Consider the following 17,745-nt stretch of genomic DNA (forward strand, 5'->3'; position numbering starts at 1 on the left):
GGCTTGAAGCGCCGGGCTTATCGGTTACCATGCCCGTCCGCCCGAATTGTCAGAAGCCGAGAGCCGCAATGTCGCAACCCTGGAGCCCCGAAAGCTGGAGAGCCAAGCCCATCCAGCAGCAACCGCAGTACCCGGACGCCGCCCACCTGGGCAAAGTCGAGCAGACCCTGGCCGGTTATCCGCCGCTGGTGTTTGCCGGTGAAGCCCGCGAACTGCGCCGTCAGTTTGCTGAGGTCACTCAGGGTCGCGCGTTTCTCCTGCAGGGTGGCGATTGCGCCGAGAGTTTTGCCGAGTTCAGCGCGGCGAAAATCCGCGACACCTTCAAGGTGCTGCTGCAGATGGCCATCGTCATGACCTTCGCCGCCGGCTGCCCGGTGGTGAAAGTCGGGCGTATGGCCGGGCAGTTCGCCAAGCCGCGCTCGGCCAATGATGAAACCATCGACGGCGTGACCCTGCCCGCCTACCGCGGCGATATCGTCAACGGTATCGGCTTCGACTCTGCCAGCCGCGTGCCGGACCCGGAGCGTCTGCTGCAGGCCTACCACCAGTCCACCGCCTCGCTGAACCTGCTGCGCGCCTTCGCCCAGGGCGGTTTTGCCGATCTGCATCAGGTGCACCAGTGGAACCTGGACTTTATCGCCAACTCGGCCCTGGCCGAGAAGTACAGCCACCTGGCCAATCGCATCGACGAAACCCTGGCCTTTATGCGCGCCTGCGGCATGGACGGCTCCTCGCAAGTGCGCGAGACCAGCTTCTTCACTGCCCATGAAGCCCTGTTGCTCAACTACGAGCAGGCCTTCGTCCGTCGCGACAGCCTGACCGGCGGCGACTACGCCTGCTCGGCGCATATGCTGTGGATCGGCGACCGCACCCGCCAGCTGGACGGTGCCCATGTCGAGTTCCTGCGCGGCGTCGGTAACCCTATCGGGGTCAAGGTCGGGCCGAGCATGGACCCGGACGAGCTGATCCGCCTGATCGATATCCTCAACCCGGACAACGACCCGGGCCGCCTCAACCTGATCGTGCGCATGGGCGCAGACAAGGTCGAAGCCCATATGCCGCGCCTGGTGCGCAAGGTGCAGGGCGAAGGTCGTCAGGTGCTGTGGAGCTCCGACCCCATGCACGGCAACACCATCAAGGCCTCGACCGGTTACAAGACCCGCGACTTCGCGCAGATCCTCGCCGAAGTGAAGCAGTTCTTCGCCGTGCACCAGGCCGAGGGCAGCTACGCCGGCGGCATCCATATCGAGATGACCGGGCAGAACGTCACCGAATGCATTGGCGGCGCGCGCCCAGTGACCGAAGACAGCCTGTCGGACCGCTACCACACCCACTGCGACCCACGGATGAACGCCGACCAGTCGCTGGAACTGGCCTTTCTGATTGCCGAGACGCTAAAGCAGGTGCGGCGCTAGATAGAGTGGCGGACAACCCTTCGGGATGTCCGCCCTACATCTGTTCGCGGGCATGGCCCGCTCCTACAACCGAAATACCACGTAGGAGCGGGCCATGCCCGCGATCAATCCTTGCTCCAGTCAGGCAATCAGGCGTTCACGCAAACGCCCGAGCATACCCAGCAAACTGCCAACCTTCTCCCGCTCGCGGTCGTCACGCGGCTGTTGCGCCAGGCGGGTTACCACCTGCGCCGGTTGTGCGCGCCACTTCTGCGCCTGTTCGGCGGCGGCCAGCAGGCCCTTGTCGAATAGACCGCGGCGGATCGGCTTGGGCAGGTAACGAAAGATCTGCGCCTCGTTGATCAGCTTGAGCAGCGCCTGGGTATCGCAGAACGGCGTAACCACCAGGCTAAGCAGCCGCGGGTGGGCCTGGGCCAGACCTTTCAGCAGCGGCGCGATGTCTTCCCCGGCCACTTGCAGATCACTGACCAGCAGATCGACCGGCTGGCTGTTGAGCAGCGCCACGGCCTCGTTCAGCGAAGCCGCGCGCAACAAGCGATGGCCGCCGGCCACGCAGAACTCGGCCACCACGTTGAGGGTCGGCGCATCCTCATCCAGCAACAGCACATTGAGCGCCGCCTGCGGCATGGCCGCCAGCACATCGGGGACCTGCAACTGGCGCGCGGCAATCTGCGCCGCCTGGCGCAGGGTGAAGGCCATTTCCTGCTGGTCCCAGGGTTTGGTCAGGTAACGGAAGATGCCACCGCTGTTGAGCGCTTCCACCGCGGCATCCAAATCGGAGTAGCCGGTGAGCAGAATGCGCAGGGTATCGGGGGCGATCTGCCGCGCCTGGGCCAGCAGTTCGGCACCGCTCATCTGCGGCATGCGTTGGTCGCTGACAATGATATGCACCTTCTCGCTGCGCAGACGTTCCAGGGCGCGGCGCGGGTCGCTCTCGGTGAGCACCTGGTACTCGCGGCGAAACTGCAGGGCCAGGCTGCGCAGGATGCGCTCTTCGTCGTCGACAAAAAGGATGCGGATCGGCTCGCTCATTTCAGGCACTCCGTTGCAGTGGGGCCGCCTGGGGGCGCGGCAGACGAATCAGAAAGCGCGTACCGCGCCCAGGCTCGGAAGCCACGCGGATCTGCCCGCCGTGGTCCTGGATGATTTTGTAGCTGATCGACAAGCCCAGCCCGGTACCCTGACCCACCGGCTTGGTGGTGAAAAACGGATCGAAGATGCGCGCCAGCACCTCGGCCGGCATACCGCGCCCGGAGTCCTGCAGGGAAATAAACACGGCGTTGTCATCGGCCCAGGTTTTCACCAGGATCTGGCCGAAGCCATCGATGGCCTGGGCGGCGTTGTTGAGGAGATTGAGCAGCACCTGGTTGATCTGCGAAGGGGCGCAGGGAATGCGCGGCAAGTCACCAAGCTGCAAGGTGGTTTCGGCCTTGTCCTTGATGCCGTTACGGGCAATTACCAGGGCGCTGCGGATGCACTCATTGAGGTCGACCTCCTCGCTCATGGCGCGGTCCAGGCGGGCAAAATCCTTGAGCCCCACCACCAGCTCGGCAATCTGCTCCAGGCCATAGAGGGTGTCGCTGAACAACTGGGTAAAGTCCTCCACCAGCAGTTCCGGCGCAGCCTTGGCACGCGCGTCGGCGGCTGCCTCAAGGGCCATGGACAGGCGCGCCTCATCACAACCTGGGTCGTTCAGGCAGTCGCCCAGCGCCGCTTGCGCCTCGGCCAGCTCGAACAGCGGCGCGCTGAGTTCACGCAGCAGTTGCACGTTGTTCTTCACATAGCCCAGTGGGGTGTTCAGTTCATGGGCGACGCCCGCGACCATCTGTCCCAGGGACGCCATCTTCTCCGACTGCACCAGCTGAGTCTGGGATTCCTTGAGGTCGACCAGCGCCTTGCGCAGCACTCGATTGCGCTGGGCGATCCGGGCTTCCATGGCCTTGAGCAGATCGAGCACGGTGCCCAGGCCACGGTAGCGGCCCTGGCTGTCGACCAGGATAAAGTCCTCGGTAATGGGGTATTGCAGGCGCGCGGTGATGTGCTGGGCCGCCTCCTCCAGGCCGGTATCCAGGTCGACGACCAGAGGTGCCGGGTTCATCACCTCCTCCACCGGGTGGCGACCACGCAAGTCGCGGCCAAAGCGCTGCATAAAGATGTCCTGCAAGGCGCTGCGACTGACCAGCCCCCGCGGAATACCCGCCTCATCGACGATGGGCAGCGAGAGCAAAGCCTTGTGTTCCGGGGTCAACAGACGATCCGCGACATCCGCGATGCATAACCCGGGGGCCAACGGCGCAACCGGTTTAAGCAGGCGCGCTAGAGCGCTGGCGGTGCTCATTGGCAAACTCCCTGTGGCTTGGAAAGTCGCCATTCAAACAGTGCCAAGTTGCCATCGTGTGACAACCATCACAGCCCGGCCCTGGTTGCCCGCGGCCAAACGCCTCTGACAAACCGCCCCAGGCGCGATATGGTGAGGTCTACATGGAGGAACGAACATGCCTTGGTATATATGGTTACTGCTGGTGCTCGTGCTGGGCTCTATTGTGAGCGGCCTGTTTATGTTGCTGCGCACCGCCAATGACGACCCCCTGACCGCCGAACAGCTGGAAATCGTCCGTAAACGCAACCTCGAGATGGATGCCCAGGATGCCAAGGACGCTGAGCAGCGCTAGCCTGCTGTGCGTCCTGCTGCTGGGCTGCTCACAACTGCCACCGACCCAGGGTGGCGACAGCTGCAGCGTGCTGTTCGAGCAACTGCACAGCGCCACCCAGGCCCATCGGGACGGCCAGTATCAGCGCCTCGTGGGCTTTGCCGGCTTGCGCAGCGAGCGCACACTAGCCGCCTTGGGCGCAAGCGCACAGAGCCAGGCGCAACGGCTGCTGTGGCTGCAACGCCTGGCCGCACGGGATGCCGAAGCCAGCACGATCGAGCTGGCGCAACTGCCAGATGGGCCGCAGCGCCTGTGGCGCAGCCCGCAACGTCAGCACGCGCTGAGCACCTGCCGTAGCCGTCAGGTCGAGCGCCTAATCGATGACCCGCGCGCCTTTGCCCAGGCAGTCGCAGCGGCTCAGGTGGCCGATGATTACCGCACCTGGGCACGGGTGGCGGGCCTCTACCCCTTGTTCAAGCCTGTCTTCACCAAGGGCGTGGCTGCCTGGCAACGCAGCGCGGCCCAGGCCACAGCCCCCACAGACGGCGCGCAGTGGCTGGGCTACCAGCCGTTACCAAGCAAAATACAGGCGATTTCTATCAGGCTGAACGAGGATGCCTTGGGTCTGCCCCAGGCCCAGCCGGCAGAACTCGAAGCCCTCTTCAGCCGCCACGCGCCCTGGTTGAAGGTCGAGCAAGCCAACCGCAGCGACAGGCTTGGCAGCCCCCAGTTTCGCGCCGATGGCACCCGGGGCTTCAATCAGCAACATATTCGGCTATACCGGCACAGCAGCTGGAGCCGCTTGCAGGGCCGCTGGCACCTGCAGCTGAGCTACCAGTTCTGGTTCAGCCAGCGGCCCAAACCTCACGTTCTGGATCTGTTCGGTGGCGAGCTGGACGGCCTGATCTGGCGCGTCACCCTGGACCAGCAGGGGTATGCCCTGCTCTACGACAGCATTCATCCCTGCGGCTGCTGGCACAGCTTCTACCTGCCAGCTGGCTCACCGCTGCAGCTACGCCAGCCGGTGGATGAAGAGGCGCGTCAGGCTCACCGCCTGAGCTTCGAGGGCGACCGGGCCGCCACCCTGTGGTTGAGCGCGGGTGAGCACAACCTGAGCTGGGTCGATGCCCGTCGCTCGACCTACCCTGGGGTGAGTTACCAGACCCAGGCCCTCGACCACCTGCGCCAGCTGCCGCACCCCCAGGGCCCGCGTAGCCTGTACCGCGCTGACGGCCTGATTGCCGGCAGCCAACGTCTGGAACGCTGGCTGCTATGGCCGTCCGGGGTCAAGTCGCCGGGTGCCATGCGCCAGTGGGGACGCCACGCCACAGCCTTTATCGGCCGCGCGCACTTCGACGATCCCGATCTGCTTGAGCGCTACTTTGAGTAGCCTTAAGTCGTGGCGGGCCATTGAATGTCTTACGAGCCGCTAGCCCCCGGGCCGGCGCTAAGCGAGGTATCCGCTGCCGCCGGAACGACCCTCACCTGATAGCGCCCGAATATCTCGGCCAAGCGTCCGTTGCGGCGCAATGTTTCAAGCATCTCGCTAATCTGTTCGGCACTGATCGGTGCCCCGGGGCGCAACAGTACATGGTGGCGATAATGCTGATCGATACGCTCAGAGATCAGCAGTTGCCCGGCGTATTCGCGGTAGCGCTCAAGAAAGTCGCCGATATAGGAGCGCGTCACCAGGGCGATATCCGCCCGCCCGCGCAAAACCATCAGCAGGTTGCTGTCATGAGAGTGGGTAAGGGTCGCCTTGAAGCGCGCGATCAGGTACTTAGGCTCGGCATTGAAGTCGGCAAAGGCATAGTGGTAACCGTGGTACAGGGCCAGACGCTTGCCTTCCAACCGCTCGAAGTAGTGCTGATCGCGCCCAGGCTCGGCTCGGCTGACAAACACCTCCGAGTCCTCCAGGCCCATATCCACGGCGCTATGGGCGATTTCCTGCCAACCCCAGTCCGGGTTCTCGAAAATAGCCAGGTCGATCCGCCCCTGCCGAAAATCACCGAAGCGGCGGTTGATAGAGGTGGGCACCATGACAAAACGAAATGCAGCCTGCTGCTGGTTCAGTTCATCCAGCAGATCCGCAAGCAGCCCCACCTTCTGCAACTGCTCGTCGGCCTTGAACACATAGGGCGGGAAATACACGCCAGCAACATGCACCACCTTCTCGGCGGCAAAGGGGGCAGTCACCGACAACGCCAGCGCCAGACCGCAACCCCTGATCAATCTACCCATGGACACAGGCATATGGCCAACTTCCTTATTTATCTGGCTGCCAGCCTACTCCAGCAAAAGCTGACCGAATAGAGCGAATTCAGTCACGCAGCGACCCAGATGGGTTTAGCAAGTGATACCGCTTCAACAGACGGTCCAGTTGGCCGTTGCTATTGAGCGCCTGCAACAGCTCGGCAAAGCGCTCCGGCGTCACCGGGGCCTGCGGGCGAAAAAGCGCCTGGTGTCGATAGACCTGGTCGACCCGTTGCGATACCAGAAAGGCCTCACGCTGCTCCGGGTGTCGGTCCTGATAAAGGCGCAGGTAGGAATGGGTAATTACCGCGATATCCGCCCGATCACGCATCAGCATGACCAGGTTGCTGTCATGGGAATAGGTGAGCAGTGCATCGAAGTGTTCAGTCAGAAATTGCTGGTCCGAATTGAAATTGGCGAAGCCATAGTGATAGCCATTGTAGAGGGCCAGGCGCTTACCCTTGAGCTCATCGAAATAGCTCTGGTCGCGCCCCGTCTGCGCGCGGGTGACATACACCTCGGCATCCTCGATATGCAGATTCAACGCGGCATGCGGGGTGTCCTGCCAGCCCCACTGGGGGGACTCGAACAGAATCAGGTCGAAGCGGCCACTCTCCAGATCGCGGTAGCGGCGCATGGTCGAAGTCGCAACCAGAACAAAACGGTAGGTGCTCTGCAGCTGATTGAGTGCTGCCAGCAAATCCGACACCAGGCCCACTGGCTCAGCACTCTCGGGCTTATCCATATAAGGCGGAAAGTGATAGGCACCGACCCGCACCTCCTCAGCCGCCAATGCCGGCAGCGCGAGGCATAGCAAAAAGCCGAGGCACAGATTTCGCACCAGCATGCGCAAGAGAAACACCCCACCGTGGACAAAAACAAACATTGATTTCCCTAGGAGTACCACCGTCCCTTGACGCCAAAATACTAGTCCAAAGCCACCCCGTCTAACTCAAACTTCCTTGATCACCAGCGACAGCGCCTCTTCGGCCAGCTGATCGAGGGTCATCGGCCCTTCCGGACGAAACCAGGTAGTAGTCCAGCTTAGCGCGCCAGTCAGCAGGCGGCGCAGGATAAACGGATCAGCCTTGAAATAACCGGCGGCCTTGGCTTCACCCAACACTTGCAGCCAGAGCTGTTCGTAGTTGTCGCGCAACTCAAGGATAAACGCCTGACCGGGCTCCGACAGCGAACGCCACTCATACACCAGCACCGCCATGGCCTCACCAGTGCCGCCCATGATCGACTGCAGCTCGCAGCGGATCAGTGCCAGCACGCGGCCGCGCAAGTCGCTCGCTTCGGCCAGGGAAGCCTGCATCAACGCGGTGTTGTAGCGAATGGTCTCCTCCATCACCGAACGCAAGATCTCGTCCTTGCTCTTGAAGTGATGAAAGATGCTACCGGACTGAATGCCGACGGCGCTGGCCAGGTCGCGCACGGTGGTGCGCTCGTAGCCCTTGCTGCGAAACAGGTGCGCGGCAGTTTGCAGCAGTTTGCCGCGTGCGCTGTCCGGGTCGGTGATCTGCCCGCTGGCCACCAGTTGCTGCATCACCGCCTGCGCTTGTTGATCATCCACGCTAAATATTCTCCAACTCTCATATGCCTTGAACCCAACACCCTGCGCGTTTGAGCCAAGTGCTTGTCGTTATTAGTGAAATTTATGCTGCGCACGCTACCCAAGCAAGCGCTTGGCCACACTTTAGGTTAGAAAGATTCACCGAGGGGCTTTTCAACCAAGCGCTTGCTTGGTAGCCTTCAGATCACCTTATTTATGTGTTGCGGACCTATTCCAATGACTAAAACCGTACGCATCGGCTGCGCTTCCGCCTTCTGGGGCGATACCAGCACCGCCGCCGCCCAGCTGGTTCAAGGCACCGAGCTGGATTATCTGGTATTCGACTACCTGGCCGAAGTGACCATGTCGATCATGGCCGGCGCGCGGATGAAGAAGCCGGACGCCGGCTACGCCACTGACTTTGTGGAAACCCTCGCACCGCTGCTGCAGGACATCGCGGCGAAGAATATCCGCGTAATCAGCAACGCTGGCGGGGTTAATCCCAGCGCCTGCGCCGCCGCTCTGGCGGCGGCCTGTGAGCAGGCCGGAGTCGACCTGAAGATCGCCGTGCTGCATGGCGACAACCTGCAACCCACGCTCGGTGAACTGGCCAAGGCCGGCACAGTGGAGATGTTTAGCGGTGCGCCGTTGCCGCCCCTCTGCGTCTCGGTCAACGCCTACCTCGGCGCGCCGGGCATAGTCGAAGCCTTGAAGCTCGGTGCAGATATCGTCATCACCGGCCGGGTGGTCGACAGCGCCGTGGTCAGCGCCGCCCTGGTGCATGAATTTGCCTGGAGCTGGAGCGACTATGACCAGTTGGCCCAGGCCGCGCTGGCCGGGCATATCATCGAATGCGGCGCACAGTGCACCGGCGGTAACTTCACCGATTGGGAAAGCGTGCCGGATTTTGAGCATATCGGCTTCCCGGTGGTGGAAGTGGCGGCCGATGGTAGCTTTGTCGTGACCAAGCCGGAAGGTTCCGGCGGCTTGGTCACGCCTTTTACCGTAGGCGAGCAAATGCTCTATGAAATCGGCGACCCACGGGCCTATTACCTGCCTGATGTGCTCTGCGATTTCACCCAAGTGCAACTGACCCAAGTCAGCGACAACCGCGTGGAGCTGAAAGGCGCACGCGGCCTGCCGCCCACCGATCAGTACAAGGTCAGCGCCACCCACCCGGACGGTTTCCGCTGCACCGCCAGCTGCCTGATGGCCGGCATCGATGCAGTCAAGAAAGCCCAGCGCGTCAGCCAGGCGATCATCAACAAGACCGAGGAAATGTTCGCCGAGCGCGGCTGGGGCCCATACAAGGAAGTCAGCATCGAGCTCCTGGGCAGCGAAGCCACCTACGGCCCCCGTGGCCAGCGCACCGACAGCCGCGAGATCGTGATCAAGATCGCCGTGCGTCATGCCAAGAAAGAAGCGCTGATCCTATTCTCCCGCGAGATTGCCCAGGCGGCCACCGGTATGGCTCCGGGCCTGACCGGCATCGTCGGCGGCCGCCCTACGGTTTACCCAGTCATCCGCCTATTTAGCTTTCTCGCCGACAAAAGTGCCTGCGCTCTGGAAGTAGAACTGAACGGTGAGCGCACGTCCGTCGCACTGCCACAGACCGCCGTACTGGATAGCACGCAGATCGCCCCCGACAGCGCCGCCCCGCTGCCAAGCGGCCTGGCCGACGCCTGCGTGCCGCTGATCAAGCTGGCCGTGGCGCGCTCCGGCGACAAAGGTAATCACAGCAATATCGGCGTGATGGCCAGAAAGCCCGAGTACCTGCCCTGGATCGCCGCGGCGCTGACTGAGGGTGCCGTGGCCGAATGGATGCAGCACACACTCGACCCGCAACACGGCAAGGTCAGCCGCTGGTATCTGCCGGGCAGCCATAGCCTGAATTTTTTGCTGGAGAACGCCCTCGGTGGCGGCGGCGTCGCCTCCCTGCGTATCGACCCGCAGGGCAAGGCCTTCGCCCAACAGTTGCTGGAATTCCCGGTGCCGGTGCCCAAAGGATTGGCTAAGACTTTGTAGGGTGGATGACGCTTCACCCATCCACCAGCTCTTGGTGGACAACGCTTCGCGGTTTTCCACGGGCAGGCCAACCTGATTACGACTAGGACGATAAAAACAATGGCATACGACTCAGTCTTTAAACCCGGCCTATTCAGCGGCCAAACCATTATGGTCACCGGTGGCGGCAGCGGCATCGGCCGTTGCACCGCCCATGAACTGGCGGCCCTAGGCGCTCACGTGGTGCTGGTCGGGCGCAAGCTGGAAAAGCTCGAAGCCACCTGCGGCGAGATTATCGAGGACGGCGGCAGCGCCAGTTTTCACGCCTGCGATATCCGTGATGAAGAAGCGGTCAAGGCCATGGTCGCGGCAGTGGTCAGTGAACGCGGGCAGATTCACCACCTGGTCAACAACGCCGGCGGCCAGTTCCCCGCGCCGCTGATCGGCATCAACCAGAAAGGTTTCGAGACCGTGGTGCGCACCAATCTGGTGGGCGGTTTTCTGATCGCCAAGGAAGTCTATCTGCAGAGCATGAGCAAGCACGGCGGCAGCATCGTCAATATGCTCGCCGACATGTGGGGCGGTATGCCGGGCATGGGCCATTCGGGCGCAGCGCGCGCCGGTATGGAGAACTTCACCAAGACCGCCGCCTACGAGTGGGGCCACGCCGGGGTGCGGGTCAATGCCGTGGCACCGGGCTGGATCGCCTCCAGCGGCATGGACACCTACCCCGACTCGATGAAAACCATGATCCGCTCACTCAAGGATCACGTGCCGCTGCAACGCATCGGCAGCGAATCGGAGGTGGCCGCCGCCATCGTCTTCCTGCTCACGCCAGGGGCCAATTTTATCAGCGGCAACACCATCCGCATCGATGGTGCCGCCAGCCAAGGCACCCGCGCCTGGACCCTGGGCAAAGCGAAAAACAGCGAGACCTATAACGGCTTCCACCGGGCCTACGTGCCTGATGTTCTGAAAGATCAGGAGTAACGCCATGCCGGTTATTCAGTCCGAGATCGACGTGCATGGCGAGGACTTCGCCAAGAACCGCGAAGCCATGCTTGCCGCCGTGGCCAGCTTTCGCCAGATCGAACAGAACTGCCTGAACAAGGCTTTTGATGCCAAGGCCAAATTCGAAAAACGCGGCCAGCTGCTGCCGCGTGAACGCCTGAACCTGCTGCTCGATCCCGGCGCGCCGTTTCTCGAACTGTCATCCCTGGCTGGCTATAAGCTGCACGACGACAAAGACGGCACCCAGGCCGGCGGCGGGATTATTTCCGGTATCGGCTATATCGCCGGGGTGCGCTGCCTGGTCACTGCCAGCAACAGCGCGATCAAGGGCGGCACCATCTCCCCCACCGGTCTGAAGAAGACCCTGCGCCTGCAGCAGATCGCCTTCGAGAACAAACTGCCGGTGGTGGCGCTGACCGAAAGCGGCGGTGCCAACCTCAACTACGCCGCCGATATCTTCGTCGAAGGCGCGCGCGGCTTTGCCAACCAGGCGCGCATGTCCGCCATGGGTTTGCCGCAGATCACCGTGGTGCACGGTTCCAGCACTGCCGGCGGCGCTTACCAGCCGGGGCTGTCGGACTACGTGGTAGTGGTGCGCGGCAAGGCCAAGATGTTCCTCGCCGGTCCGCCGCTGCTGAAAGCCGCCACCGGCGAGATCGCCACCGATGAACAACTGGGTGGCGCCGAGATGCACGCTCAGGTCGCTGGCACCGCCGAATACCTGGCCGAGAATGACGCCGATGGCGTGCGTATCGCCCGCGAGATTCTCGCCATGCTGCCGTGGAATGCCCAACTGCCGGCGCGCTCAGCCAAGGCCTACAGCGAGCCGCTGTATCCGGTCGAGGAACTGCTCGGCCTGGTGCCGGCCGACGCCAAGAAACCCTACGACGTGCGCGAGATCATCGCCCGTATAGCCGACGGTTCGGCATTTCTCGATTTCAAGAACGAGTTCGACAACCAGACTGTCTGCGGCCACCTGCAGATCGAAGGCCAGCCCTGCGGCTTTATCGGCAACAACGGCCCGATCACCCCGCAAGGCGCGGCCAAGGCGGCGCAATTTATCCAGCTGTGCGAGCAAAGCAACACGCCAATCCTGTTCTTCCACAACACCACCGGCTTTATGGTCGGCACCGAGTCGGAACAGCTCGGCGTGATCAAGCACGGCTCGAAGATGATCCAGGCGGTGGCCAACGCCACGGTGCCGAAACTCACCATCGTGGTTGGCGGCTCGTATGGGGCCGGCAACTACGCCATGTGCGGGCGCGGCCTTGATCCGCGCTTTATCTTCGCCTGGCCCAACAGCAAAACCGCCGTGATGGGCGGCGCGCAGGCCGGCAAGGTGCTGCGCATCGTCACCGAGGAAAAACACCTGAAGGAAGGCAAAGAAGCCGACCCGAAGATGCTCGACATGCTGGAAACCGTCACCGCGCAAAAACTCGACAGCCAGTCCACTGCGCTCTACGGCACAGCCAGCCTGTGGGACGACGGCCTGATCGACCCGCGCGATACGCGCAAGCTGCTCGGCTACTTGCTGGATATCTGTGCCGAAGCCGCTGTTCGCCCGCTTAAATCAACCAATTTTGGTGTTGCCCGCTTTTGAGTCCCCTCTCCCCCTGCCTTTATTGAAGGGGGAGAGGGTTAGGGTGAGGGGCTAAACCTTCCACCCTCACCCCAGCCCTCTCCCTCAAGGGAGAGGGGGATAGAACGAGGAGAACAACAATGATCTTCACCCAAGAACACGAAGAGCTGCGCCGCACGGTCCGTAACTTTGTCGACAGGGAAATCAACCCGCACGTCGAGCAGTGGGAAAAGGACGGCCGCTTCCCGATCCACGAGATCTTCAAGAAAGCCGGCGACCTCGGCCTGCTGGGCATCTCCAAGCCGGAGAAGTTCGGCGGCATGGGCCTGGACTACAGCTACTCGATCGTCGCAGCGGAAGAATTCGGCACCATCATCTGCGGCGGCATTCCGATGTCCATCGGCGTGCAAACCGATATGTGCACCCCGGCGCTGGCACGCTTTGGCTCCGATGAGCTGCGCGAGGAGTTCCTTAAGCCGGCGATTACCGGCGAGATGGTCGGCTGCATCGGCGTCTCCGAAGTTGGTGCTGGTTCGGATGTGGCCGGGCTAAAGACCACCGCGCGCAAAGACGGTGATGACTATGTGATCAACGGCAGCAAGATGTGGATCACCAACTCGCCAAGCGCCGACTTTATTTGCCTGCTGGCCAACACCTCGGACGACAAGCCCCACGTCAACAAGTCGCTAATCATGGTGCCGATGAACACCCCAGGCATTACGGTCAGCCCACACTTGGACAAGCTCGGCATGCGCAGCTCGGAGACCGCACAGGTGTTCTTCGACAACGTGCGCGTGCCGCAGCGCTACCGCATCGGCCACGAAGGTGCCGGTTTTATGATGCAGATGCTGCAGTTCCAGGAAGAGCGCCTGTTCGGCGCGGCCAACATGATCAAAGGCCTGGAACACTGCATCAACGCCACCATCGACTACTGCAAGGAGCGCAAAACCTTCGGCAATGCGCTGATCGACAACCAGGTCATTCACTTCCGTATGGCCGAACTGCAGACCGAAGTCGAGTGCCTGCGCGCCCTGGTCTACCAGGCCACCGAGCAGTACGTACGCGGCCGCGACGTCACCAACCTGGCCTCGATGGCCAAGCTCAAGGCCGGCCGCCTCGGCCGTGAAGTCACCGACAGCTGCCTGCAGTACTGGGGCGGTATGGGCTACATGTGGGAAAACCCGGTGGCCCGCGCCTACCGCGACGTACGTCTGGTGTCGATTGGCGGCGGTGCCGACGAAATCATGCTGGGCATCATCTGCAAGCTGATGGGCATTCTGCCTGGCAAAAAGAAAGGCTGAGGACGCGACCATGGCCGCTCTACCGAACTGCGAAACTCTGCTGCTAAGCCTCGACGCCGGTGTGCTGCATATCACCCTCAACCGCCCGGACAGCCGCAATGCCATGAGCCTGGCCATGGTCAGCGAATTGCGCGCGGTGCTGGAAAGCCTGCGCAATGATCTGAACGTGCGCGCCATTGTGCTGCGCGGTGCCGGCGGGCATTTCTGCGCCGGTGGCGATATCAAGGATATGGCTGGCGCGCGCGCGGCTGGAGGCGATGCCTACCGCAGCCTTAATCGCGCCTTCGGCAGCCTGCTGGAAGAAGCGCAAAACACCCCACAGGTGCTGATTGCCGTGCTTGAAGGCGCAGTGCTCGGCGGCGGTTTTGGCCTGGCCTGCGTGTCCGATATCGCCATCTGCCAGCAGGACGCCAAGTTCGGCCTGCCGGAAACCACTCTCGGGATTCTGCCAGCTCAGATTGCGCCCTTTGTAGTGCGGCGCATCGGCCTGACCCATACCCGTCGCCTGGCTCTTACCGCCGCCCGTTTCAATGGCAGCGAGGCCGAACGCCTGGGCCTGGTGCATTTCAGCGAGATCAATAGCGAAGCGGTGGACGTCCGTCTGCACCAGGTACTTAGTCAGGTACGCCAATGCGCGCCCCAGGCCAATGCCCAGACCAAAGCCCTGCTGCTGGCCGCAGAAAGCGAAGCGCTCGGGCCATTGCTGGACCGCGCAGCCGAGCAGTTTGCCGCGGCGGTAACCGGTGCTGAAGGCGTCGAGGGCACCATGGCCTTTATGCAGAAACGTGCGCCGACGTGGGCCCAGTGATGGATTGAATGGACTGACATTACCGACCGTAGCCCGGATGCAATCCGGGGCCGCTCGCAAAGATGATTCCCCGGATTGCATCCGGGCTACGTAAAGCAGGAGCATCGAATGCCCGCCTTTAACAAAATCCTGATCGCCAACCGCGGGGAAATCGCCTGCCGGGTGATGCGCACCGCCCAGGACCTCGGCTACCGCACCGTGGCCGTGTACTCGGAGGCCGACGCCGGCGCACGCCATGTGCAGGAAGCCGATGAAGCCGTGTGCATCGGCCCGGCCCAGGTCAACCAGTCCTATCTGCTGATCGCCAATATCATCAACGCGGCGCAGAAAACCGGTGCCGACGCGATCCACCCTGGCTATGGTTTTCTCTCGGAAAATGCCGACTTCGCCCGTGCCTGTGAGGCCGCCGGCATCGTGTTTATCGGCCCGACCGTGGAAGCCATCCACCTGATGGGCAGCAAGCGCCTGTCGAAGATTGCCATGCTGGAAGCCGGCGTACCGTGTATTCCCGGCTATGAGGGCGCAGCCCAAGACGACGAGACCTTGAACCGTGAAGCCGAGCGCATCGGCTACCCGCTGATGATCAAGGCCAGCGCTGGCGGCGGCGGCCGTGGCATGCGCCTGGTCCACGAATCCTGTGAACTGCTGGCGCAGATCCGCACCGCCCGCTCGGAGGCGCAGAACGCCTTCGGCTCCAGCGAGCTGATTCTCGAACGCGCAGTGATCCAGCCACGCCATGTGGAAATCCAGGTATTCGGCGATCAGCACGGCAGCATCGTTTATCTCGGCGAACGCGACTGTTCGGTGCAGCGCCGCCATCAGAAGGTGGTCGAGGAAGCGCCCTGCCCGGTGATGACGGCCGAGCTGCGCCAGGCCATGGGCGAGGCGGCAGTGAAAGCGGCCGCCTCAGTCAACTACGTCGGCGCTGGCACCGTGGAATTTCTCCTCGATCAGAGCGGCGAATTCTTCTTTCTGGAAATGAACACCCGCCTGCAGGTGGAGCACCCGGTGACCGAACTGATCACCGGCCAGGATCTGGTCGCCTGGCAGATTCGCGTGGCCGAGGGCCAGCCGCTGCCGCTTAAGCAGGACGAGATTCGCCTGACCGGCCACGGCATGGAAGTGCGCCTGTACGCCGAAGACGCCACACAGAACTTCCTGCCGCAAACCGGCACCGCACTGCGCTGGGAGCCGGCGCTGCGCGACGGCATTCGCATCGACCACGGCCTGGTCGAAGGTCAGGCGATCACCCCGTTCTACGACCCGATGCTGGCCAAGGTTATCGCCTATGGCGCGACCCGCGAAGAAGCGCGGCGCAAGCTGGTGCGCGCGGTTGAGGATTGCGTGCTGCTCGGCGTCAACGGCAACCAGCGTTTTCTTGCCAACCTACTGAGGCACCCTGAATTTGCCGCAGGCAACGCCACCACCGCGTTTATCGCCGAGCACTTCGCCAGCGACCCAAGCCTTAGCCCGCAGCCGCCAAAAGCTACCGAACTGGCCGCCGCAGCCGCCCTGCTTTTCCAGCAATCGGCCAATGCCCGCGCGCACCAACCGGGCCTCTCTGGCTGGCGCAATGCCGGCAGCGCGCCCTGGCGCTTTCTGCTTAAACAGGGTGAACAGCCATTTACCGTGGAGCTGCAAGTACTGGCAGACGGCCCACAGCCCAGCCTGCTGGCCACGATTGGCGAGCAACAGGTCAGCCTCAAACTGCTGGCCAACGACGGCCGCTGGGCCACCCTGGAACTGGACGGCATTCGCCAGCGCCTGGCCTATCACCTGGCCGGCGAAAACCTCTGGCTGTATGGCCATAACGGCAATTTGCAGCTAACTGATATCACCCACCTGCCCGTCAGCAGCGCCGCCGGTGCCGGCTCGGGTAGCGTCAAGGCACCGATGGATGGCGCGATTGTCGAGGTGCTGGTCGAGGCAGGCAGCCAGGTCAGCAAGGGCCAACTGCTGGTGGTACTGGAAGCGATGAAGATGGAACACCCGCTCAAGGCCAGCATCGACGGCGTGGTGCGCCGCATTGGCGTAAACCGCGGCGATCAGGTGAAAAACCGCCAGTTATTGGTGGAAATCGAAGCCTGTGAGGCCCCGTAGGGTGGATGACGCTTCACCCATCCACCACTGCGCCATCCAGGTGGATGAAAAAACGTCAGCTACGCGCCCCGATCCACCCTACATAAAAATAAAATTGGAGAAGCCCTATGTCACTGCAAGGAAAAACCCTGTTTATCACCGGTGCCAGCCGCGGCATCGGCCGTGAAATCGCCCTGCGCGCTGCCCGTGAAGGGGCCAATATCGTGATCGCGGCGAAAAGCGCCGAGCCCCACGCCAAGCTGCCGGGCACCATCTATTCGGTGGCCGCCGAGGTCGAGGAAGTCGGCGGCAAGGCCCTGGCCCTGCAAGTCGATGTGCGTGACGAAAACGCGGTGAAAACTGCCATGGCCCAGGCCGCTGAACACTTTGGCGGCATCGACGCGCTGATCAACAACGCTGGCGCGATCAAGCTGGTGGGCGTGGAAAAACTCGAACCCAAGCGCTTCGACCTGATGTTCCAGATCAATACCCGCGCGGTGATGGTCTGCAGCCAGGCCGCGCTGCCGTACCTTCAGCAGAGCGCCGGCGGGCATATCCTTAACCTGTCGCCGCCGCTGAATATGGACAGTAAATGGTTTGCCCAGCACGGCCCCTACACCGTGACCAAGTACGGCATGAGCATGCTCACGCTGGGCATGAGTGAGGAGTTCAAGAAGTACGGCATCAGCGTCAACTCGTTGTGGCCGAAAACCATGGTCGCCACCGCCGCCATAGAGTTCGAACTGGGCAGCCGCGACGCCTTCAAGCGCGCCCGCCTCCCCGCCATCATGGCCGACGCCGCCCACGCTATTTTGTCGAGCCAAGGCCGTAGCATCACTGGGCGCTTGCTGATCGACGAGGAAATTCTGCGCGAGCAGGGTGTCAGCGACTTCGAGCACTACCGCTTCGACCCACAAGGCGGTGCGCTGATTGCGGATCTGTTTGTCGACTAATCATCTCTTAGGGGCCACTTCAGCCGCCAAGTGTTCGGCTCGGCACAACGCCAGTCACGGCTGAAGTTCCCAACAGAATTGGCTTGCTCCGCTGCAGGGGATTTAGGCCACGACTATTTATTTGCCGATCTGCCCG

General features: G+C 62.5%; 15 protein-coding genes. 10 read left to right on the forward strand and 5 right to left on the reverse strand.

What is annotated here, in order from left to right; translation table 11 throughout:
• Positions 1 to 68 precede the first annotated feature (68 nt).
• Positions 69 to 1,415, forward strand: a complete 1,347-nt coding sequence (locus tag VMP31_RS21125; protein WP_325509672.1) for a class II 3-deoxy-7-phosphoheptulonate synthase — start codon at positions 69 to 71, stop codon at positions 1,413 to 1,415.
• 120 nt (positions 1,416 to 1,535) lie between these two features.
• On the opposite strand, the gene VMP31_RS21130 is transcribed toward VMP31_RS21125, so the two are convergent.
• Together VMP31_RS21130 and VMP31_RS21135 are read right to left on the reverse strand one after the other, a co-directional pair.
• Positions 1,536 to 2,447: a response regulator gene (locus VMP31_RS21130; protein ID WP_325509673.1), complete on the reverse strand. Its 912-nt coding sequence runs from the start codon at positions 2,445 to 2,447 to the stop codon at positions 1,536 to 1,538.
• A 1-nt stretch (position 2,448) separates the two neighbouring features.
• Entirely contained in the window at positions 2,449 to 3,564 is a 1,116-nt protein-coding gene (locus VMP31_RS21135) for a sensor histidine kinase (RefSeq protein WP_325509697.1), read from the reverse strand.
• A gap of 346 nt (positions 3,565 to 3,910) precedes the next feature.
• On the opposite strand from VMP31_RS21135, the gene VMP31_RS21140 reads away from it, so the two are divergent.
• Together VMP31_RS21140 and VMP31_RS21145 are read left to right on the forward strand one after the other, a co-directional pair.
• On the forward strand, positions 3,911 to 4,087 hold the full coding sequence (locus tag VMP31_RS21140; protein ID WP_325509674.1) for a DUF2897 family protein: 177 nt from the start codon (positions 3,911 to 3,913) through the stop codon (positions 4,085 to 4,087).
• Positions 4,062 to 5,456, forward strand: a complete 1,395-nt coding sequence (locus VMP31_RS21145; protein ID WP_325509675.1) for a hypothetical protein — start codon at positions 4,062 to 4,064, stop codon at positions 5,454 to 5,456. Before VMP31_RS21140 ends, VMP31_RS21145 begins: the two co-directional genes overlap by 26 nt.
• Before the next feature lie 29 nt (positions 5,457 to 5,485).
• Here the strand turns inward: VMP31_RS21145 and VMP31_RS21150 are convergent, their stop codons facing one another.
• From VMP31_RS21150 to VMP31_RS21160, 3 genes are all read right to left on the reverse strand, one after another.
• Positions 5,486 to 6,319: a transporter substrate-binding domain-containing protein gene (locus VMP31_RS21150; protein ID WP_325509676.1), complete on the reverse strand. Its 834-nt coding sequence runs from the start codon at positions 6,317 to 6,319 to the stop codon at positions 5,486 to 5,488.
• Positions 6,320 to 6,386: 67 nt separating this feature from the next.
• A complete protein-coding gene (locus tag VMP31_RS21155; protein ID WP_414705484.1) occupies positions 6,387 to 7,205 on the reverse strand; it encodes a substrate-binding periplasmic protein in 819 nt (272 codons plus the stop codon).
• A 66-nt stretch (positions 7,206 to 7,271) separates the two neighbouring features.
• The gene (locus VMP31_RS21160; protein WP_325509677.1) at positions 7,272 to 7,895 is read right to left on the reverse strand and encodes a TetR/AcrR family transcriptional regulator; all 624 of its coding nucleotides are present in this window, start codon (positions 7,893 to 7,895) and stop codon (positions 7,272 to 7,274) included.
• Positions 7,896 to 8,111: 216 nt separating this feature from the next.
• Between VMP31_RS21160 and VMP31_RS21165 the strand changes: the two genes are divergently transcribed.
• From VMP31_RS21165 to VMP31_RS21195, 7 genes are all read left to right on the forward strand, one after another.
• Positions 8,112 to 9,899 (forward strand): acyclic terpene utilization AtuA family protein, encoded by a 1,788-nt coding sequence (locus tag VMP31_RS21165; protein WP_325509678.1) that lies wholly within the window; start codon positions 8,112 to 8,114, stop codon positions 9,897 to 9,899.
• A 99-nt stretch (positions 9,900 to 9,998) separates the two neighbouring features.
• On the forward strand, positions 9,999 to 10,868 hold the full coding sequence (locus tag VMP31_RS21170; protein WP_325509679.1) for an SDR family oxidoreductase: 870 nt from the start codon (positions 9,999 to 10,001) through the stop codon (positions 10,866 to 10,868).
• Positions 10,869 to 10,872: 4 nt separating this feature from the next.
• Positions 10,873 to 12,489 carry a geranyl-CoA carboxylase subunit beta gene (gene atuC / locus VMP31_RS21175; protein WP_325509680.1) on the forward strand — a complete coding sequence of 539 codons (1,617 nt, stop codon included), beginning with the start codon at positions 10,873 to 10,875 and terminating at the stop codon, positions 12,487 to 12,489.
• Positions 12,490 to 12,608: 119 nt separating this feature from the next.
• The gene (atuD, locus tag VMP31_RS21180) at positions 12,609 to 13,769 is read left to right on the forward strand and encodes a citronellyl-CoA dehydrogenase (protein ID WP_325509681.1); all 1,161 of its coding nucleotides are present in this window, start codon (positions 12,609 to 12,611) and stop codon (positions 13,767 to 13,769) included.
• A gap of 10 nt (positions 13,770 to 13,779) precedes the next feature.
• Entirely contained in the window at positions 13,780 to 14,577 is a 798-nt protein-coding gene (locus VMP31_RS21185; RefSeq protein WP_325509682.1) for an enoyl-CoA hydratase/isomerase family protein, read from the forward strand.
• Between the two features lie 108 nt (positions 14,578 to 14,685).
• Positions 14,686 to 16,677 (forward strand): acetyl/propionyl/methylcrotonyl-CoA carboxylase subunit alpha, encoded by a 1,992-nt coding sequence (locus tag VMP31_RS21190; protein ID WP_325509683.1) that lies wholly within the window; start codon positions 14,686 to 14,688, stop codon positions 16,675 to 16,677.
• A gap of 107 nt (positions 16,678 to 16,784) precedes the next feature.
• A complete protein-coding gene (locus VMP31_RS21195) occupies positions 16,785 to 17,609 on the forward strand; it encodes an NAD(P)-dependent oxidoreductase (RefSeq protein WP_325509684.1) in 825 nt (274 codons plus the stop codon).
• The last annotated feature ends 136 nt before the right edge of the window (positions 17,610 to 17,745 follow it).

The organism is Pseudomonas sp. (genome assembly GCF_035512415.1).
Taxonomy (GTDB): domain Bacteria; phylum Pseudomonadota; class Gammaproteobacteria; order Pseudomonadales; family Pseudomonadaceae; genus Aquipseudomonas.

Coding starts and splice junctions, on each gene's coding strand:
- VMP31_RS21195 (WP_325509684.1), top strand. CDS start 16,785: ATGTCACTGCAAGGAAAAACCCTGTTTATCACCGGTGCCAGCCGCGGC.
- VMP31_RS21190 (WP_325509683.1), top strand. CDS start 14,686: ATGCCCGCCTTTAACAAAATCCTGATCGCCAACCGCGGGGAAATCGCC.
- VMP31_RS21150 (WP_325509676.1), bottom strand. CDS start 6,319: ATGCCTGTGTCCATGGGTAGATTGATCAGGGGTTGCGGTCTGGCGCTG.
- atuC (WP_325509680.1), top strand. CDS start 10,873: ATGCCGGTTATTCAGTCCGAGATCGACGTGCATGGCGAGGACTTCGCC.
- atuD (WP_325509681.1), top strand. CDS start 12,609: ATGATCTTCACCCAAGAACACGAAGAGCTGCGCCGCACGGTCCGTAAC.
- VMP31_RS21140 (WP_325509674.1), top strand. CDS start 3,911: ATGCCTTGGTATATATGGTTACTGCTGGTGCTCGTGCTGGGCTCTATT.
- VMP31_RS21185 (WP_325509682.1), top strand. CDS start 13,780: ATGGCCGCTCTACCGAACTGCGAAACTCTGCTGCTAAGCCTCGACGCC.
- VMP31_RS21165 (WP_325509678.1), top strand. CDS start 8,112: ATGACTAAAACCGTACGCATCGGCTGCGCTTCCGCCTTCTGGGGCGAT.
- VMP31_RS21145 (WP_325509675.1), top strand. CDS start 4,062: ATGCCAAGGACGCTGAGCAGCGCTAGCCTGCTGTGCGTCCTGCTGCTG.
- VMP31_RS21170 (WP_325509679.1), top strand. CDS start 9,999: ATGGCATACGACTCAGTCTTTAAACCCGGCCTATTCAGCGGCCAAACC.
- VMP31_RS21135 (WP_325509697.1), bottom strand. CDS start 3,564: ATGCAGCGCTTTGGCCGCGACTTGCGTGGTCGCCACCCGGTGGAGGAG.
- VMP31_RS21130 (WP_325509673.1), bottom strand. CDS start 2,447: ATGAGCGAGCCGATCCGCATCCTTTTTGTCGACGACGAAGAGCGCATC.
- VMP31_RS21155 (WP_414705484.1), bottom strand. CDS start 7,205: ATGTTTGTTTTTGTCCACGGTGGGGTGTTTCTCTTGCGCATGCTGGTG.
- VMP31_RS21125 (WP_325509672.1), top strand. CDS start 69: ATGTCGCAACCCTGGAGCCCCGAAAGCTGGAGAGCCAAGCCCATCCAG.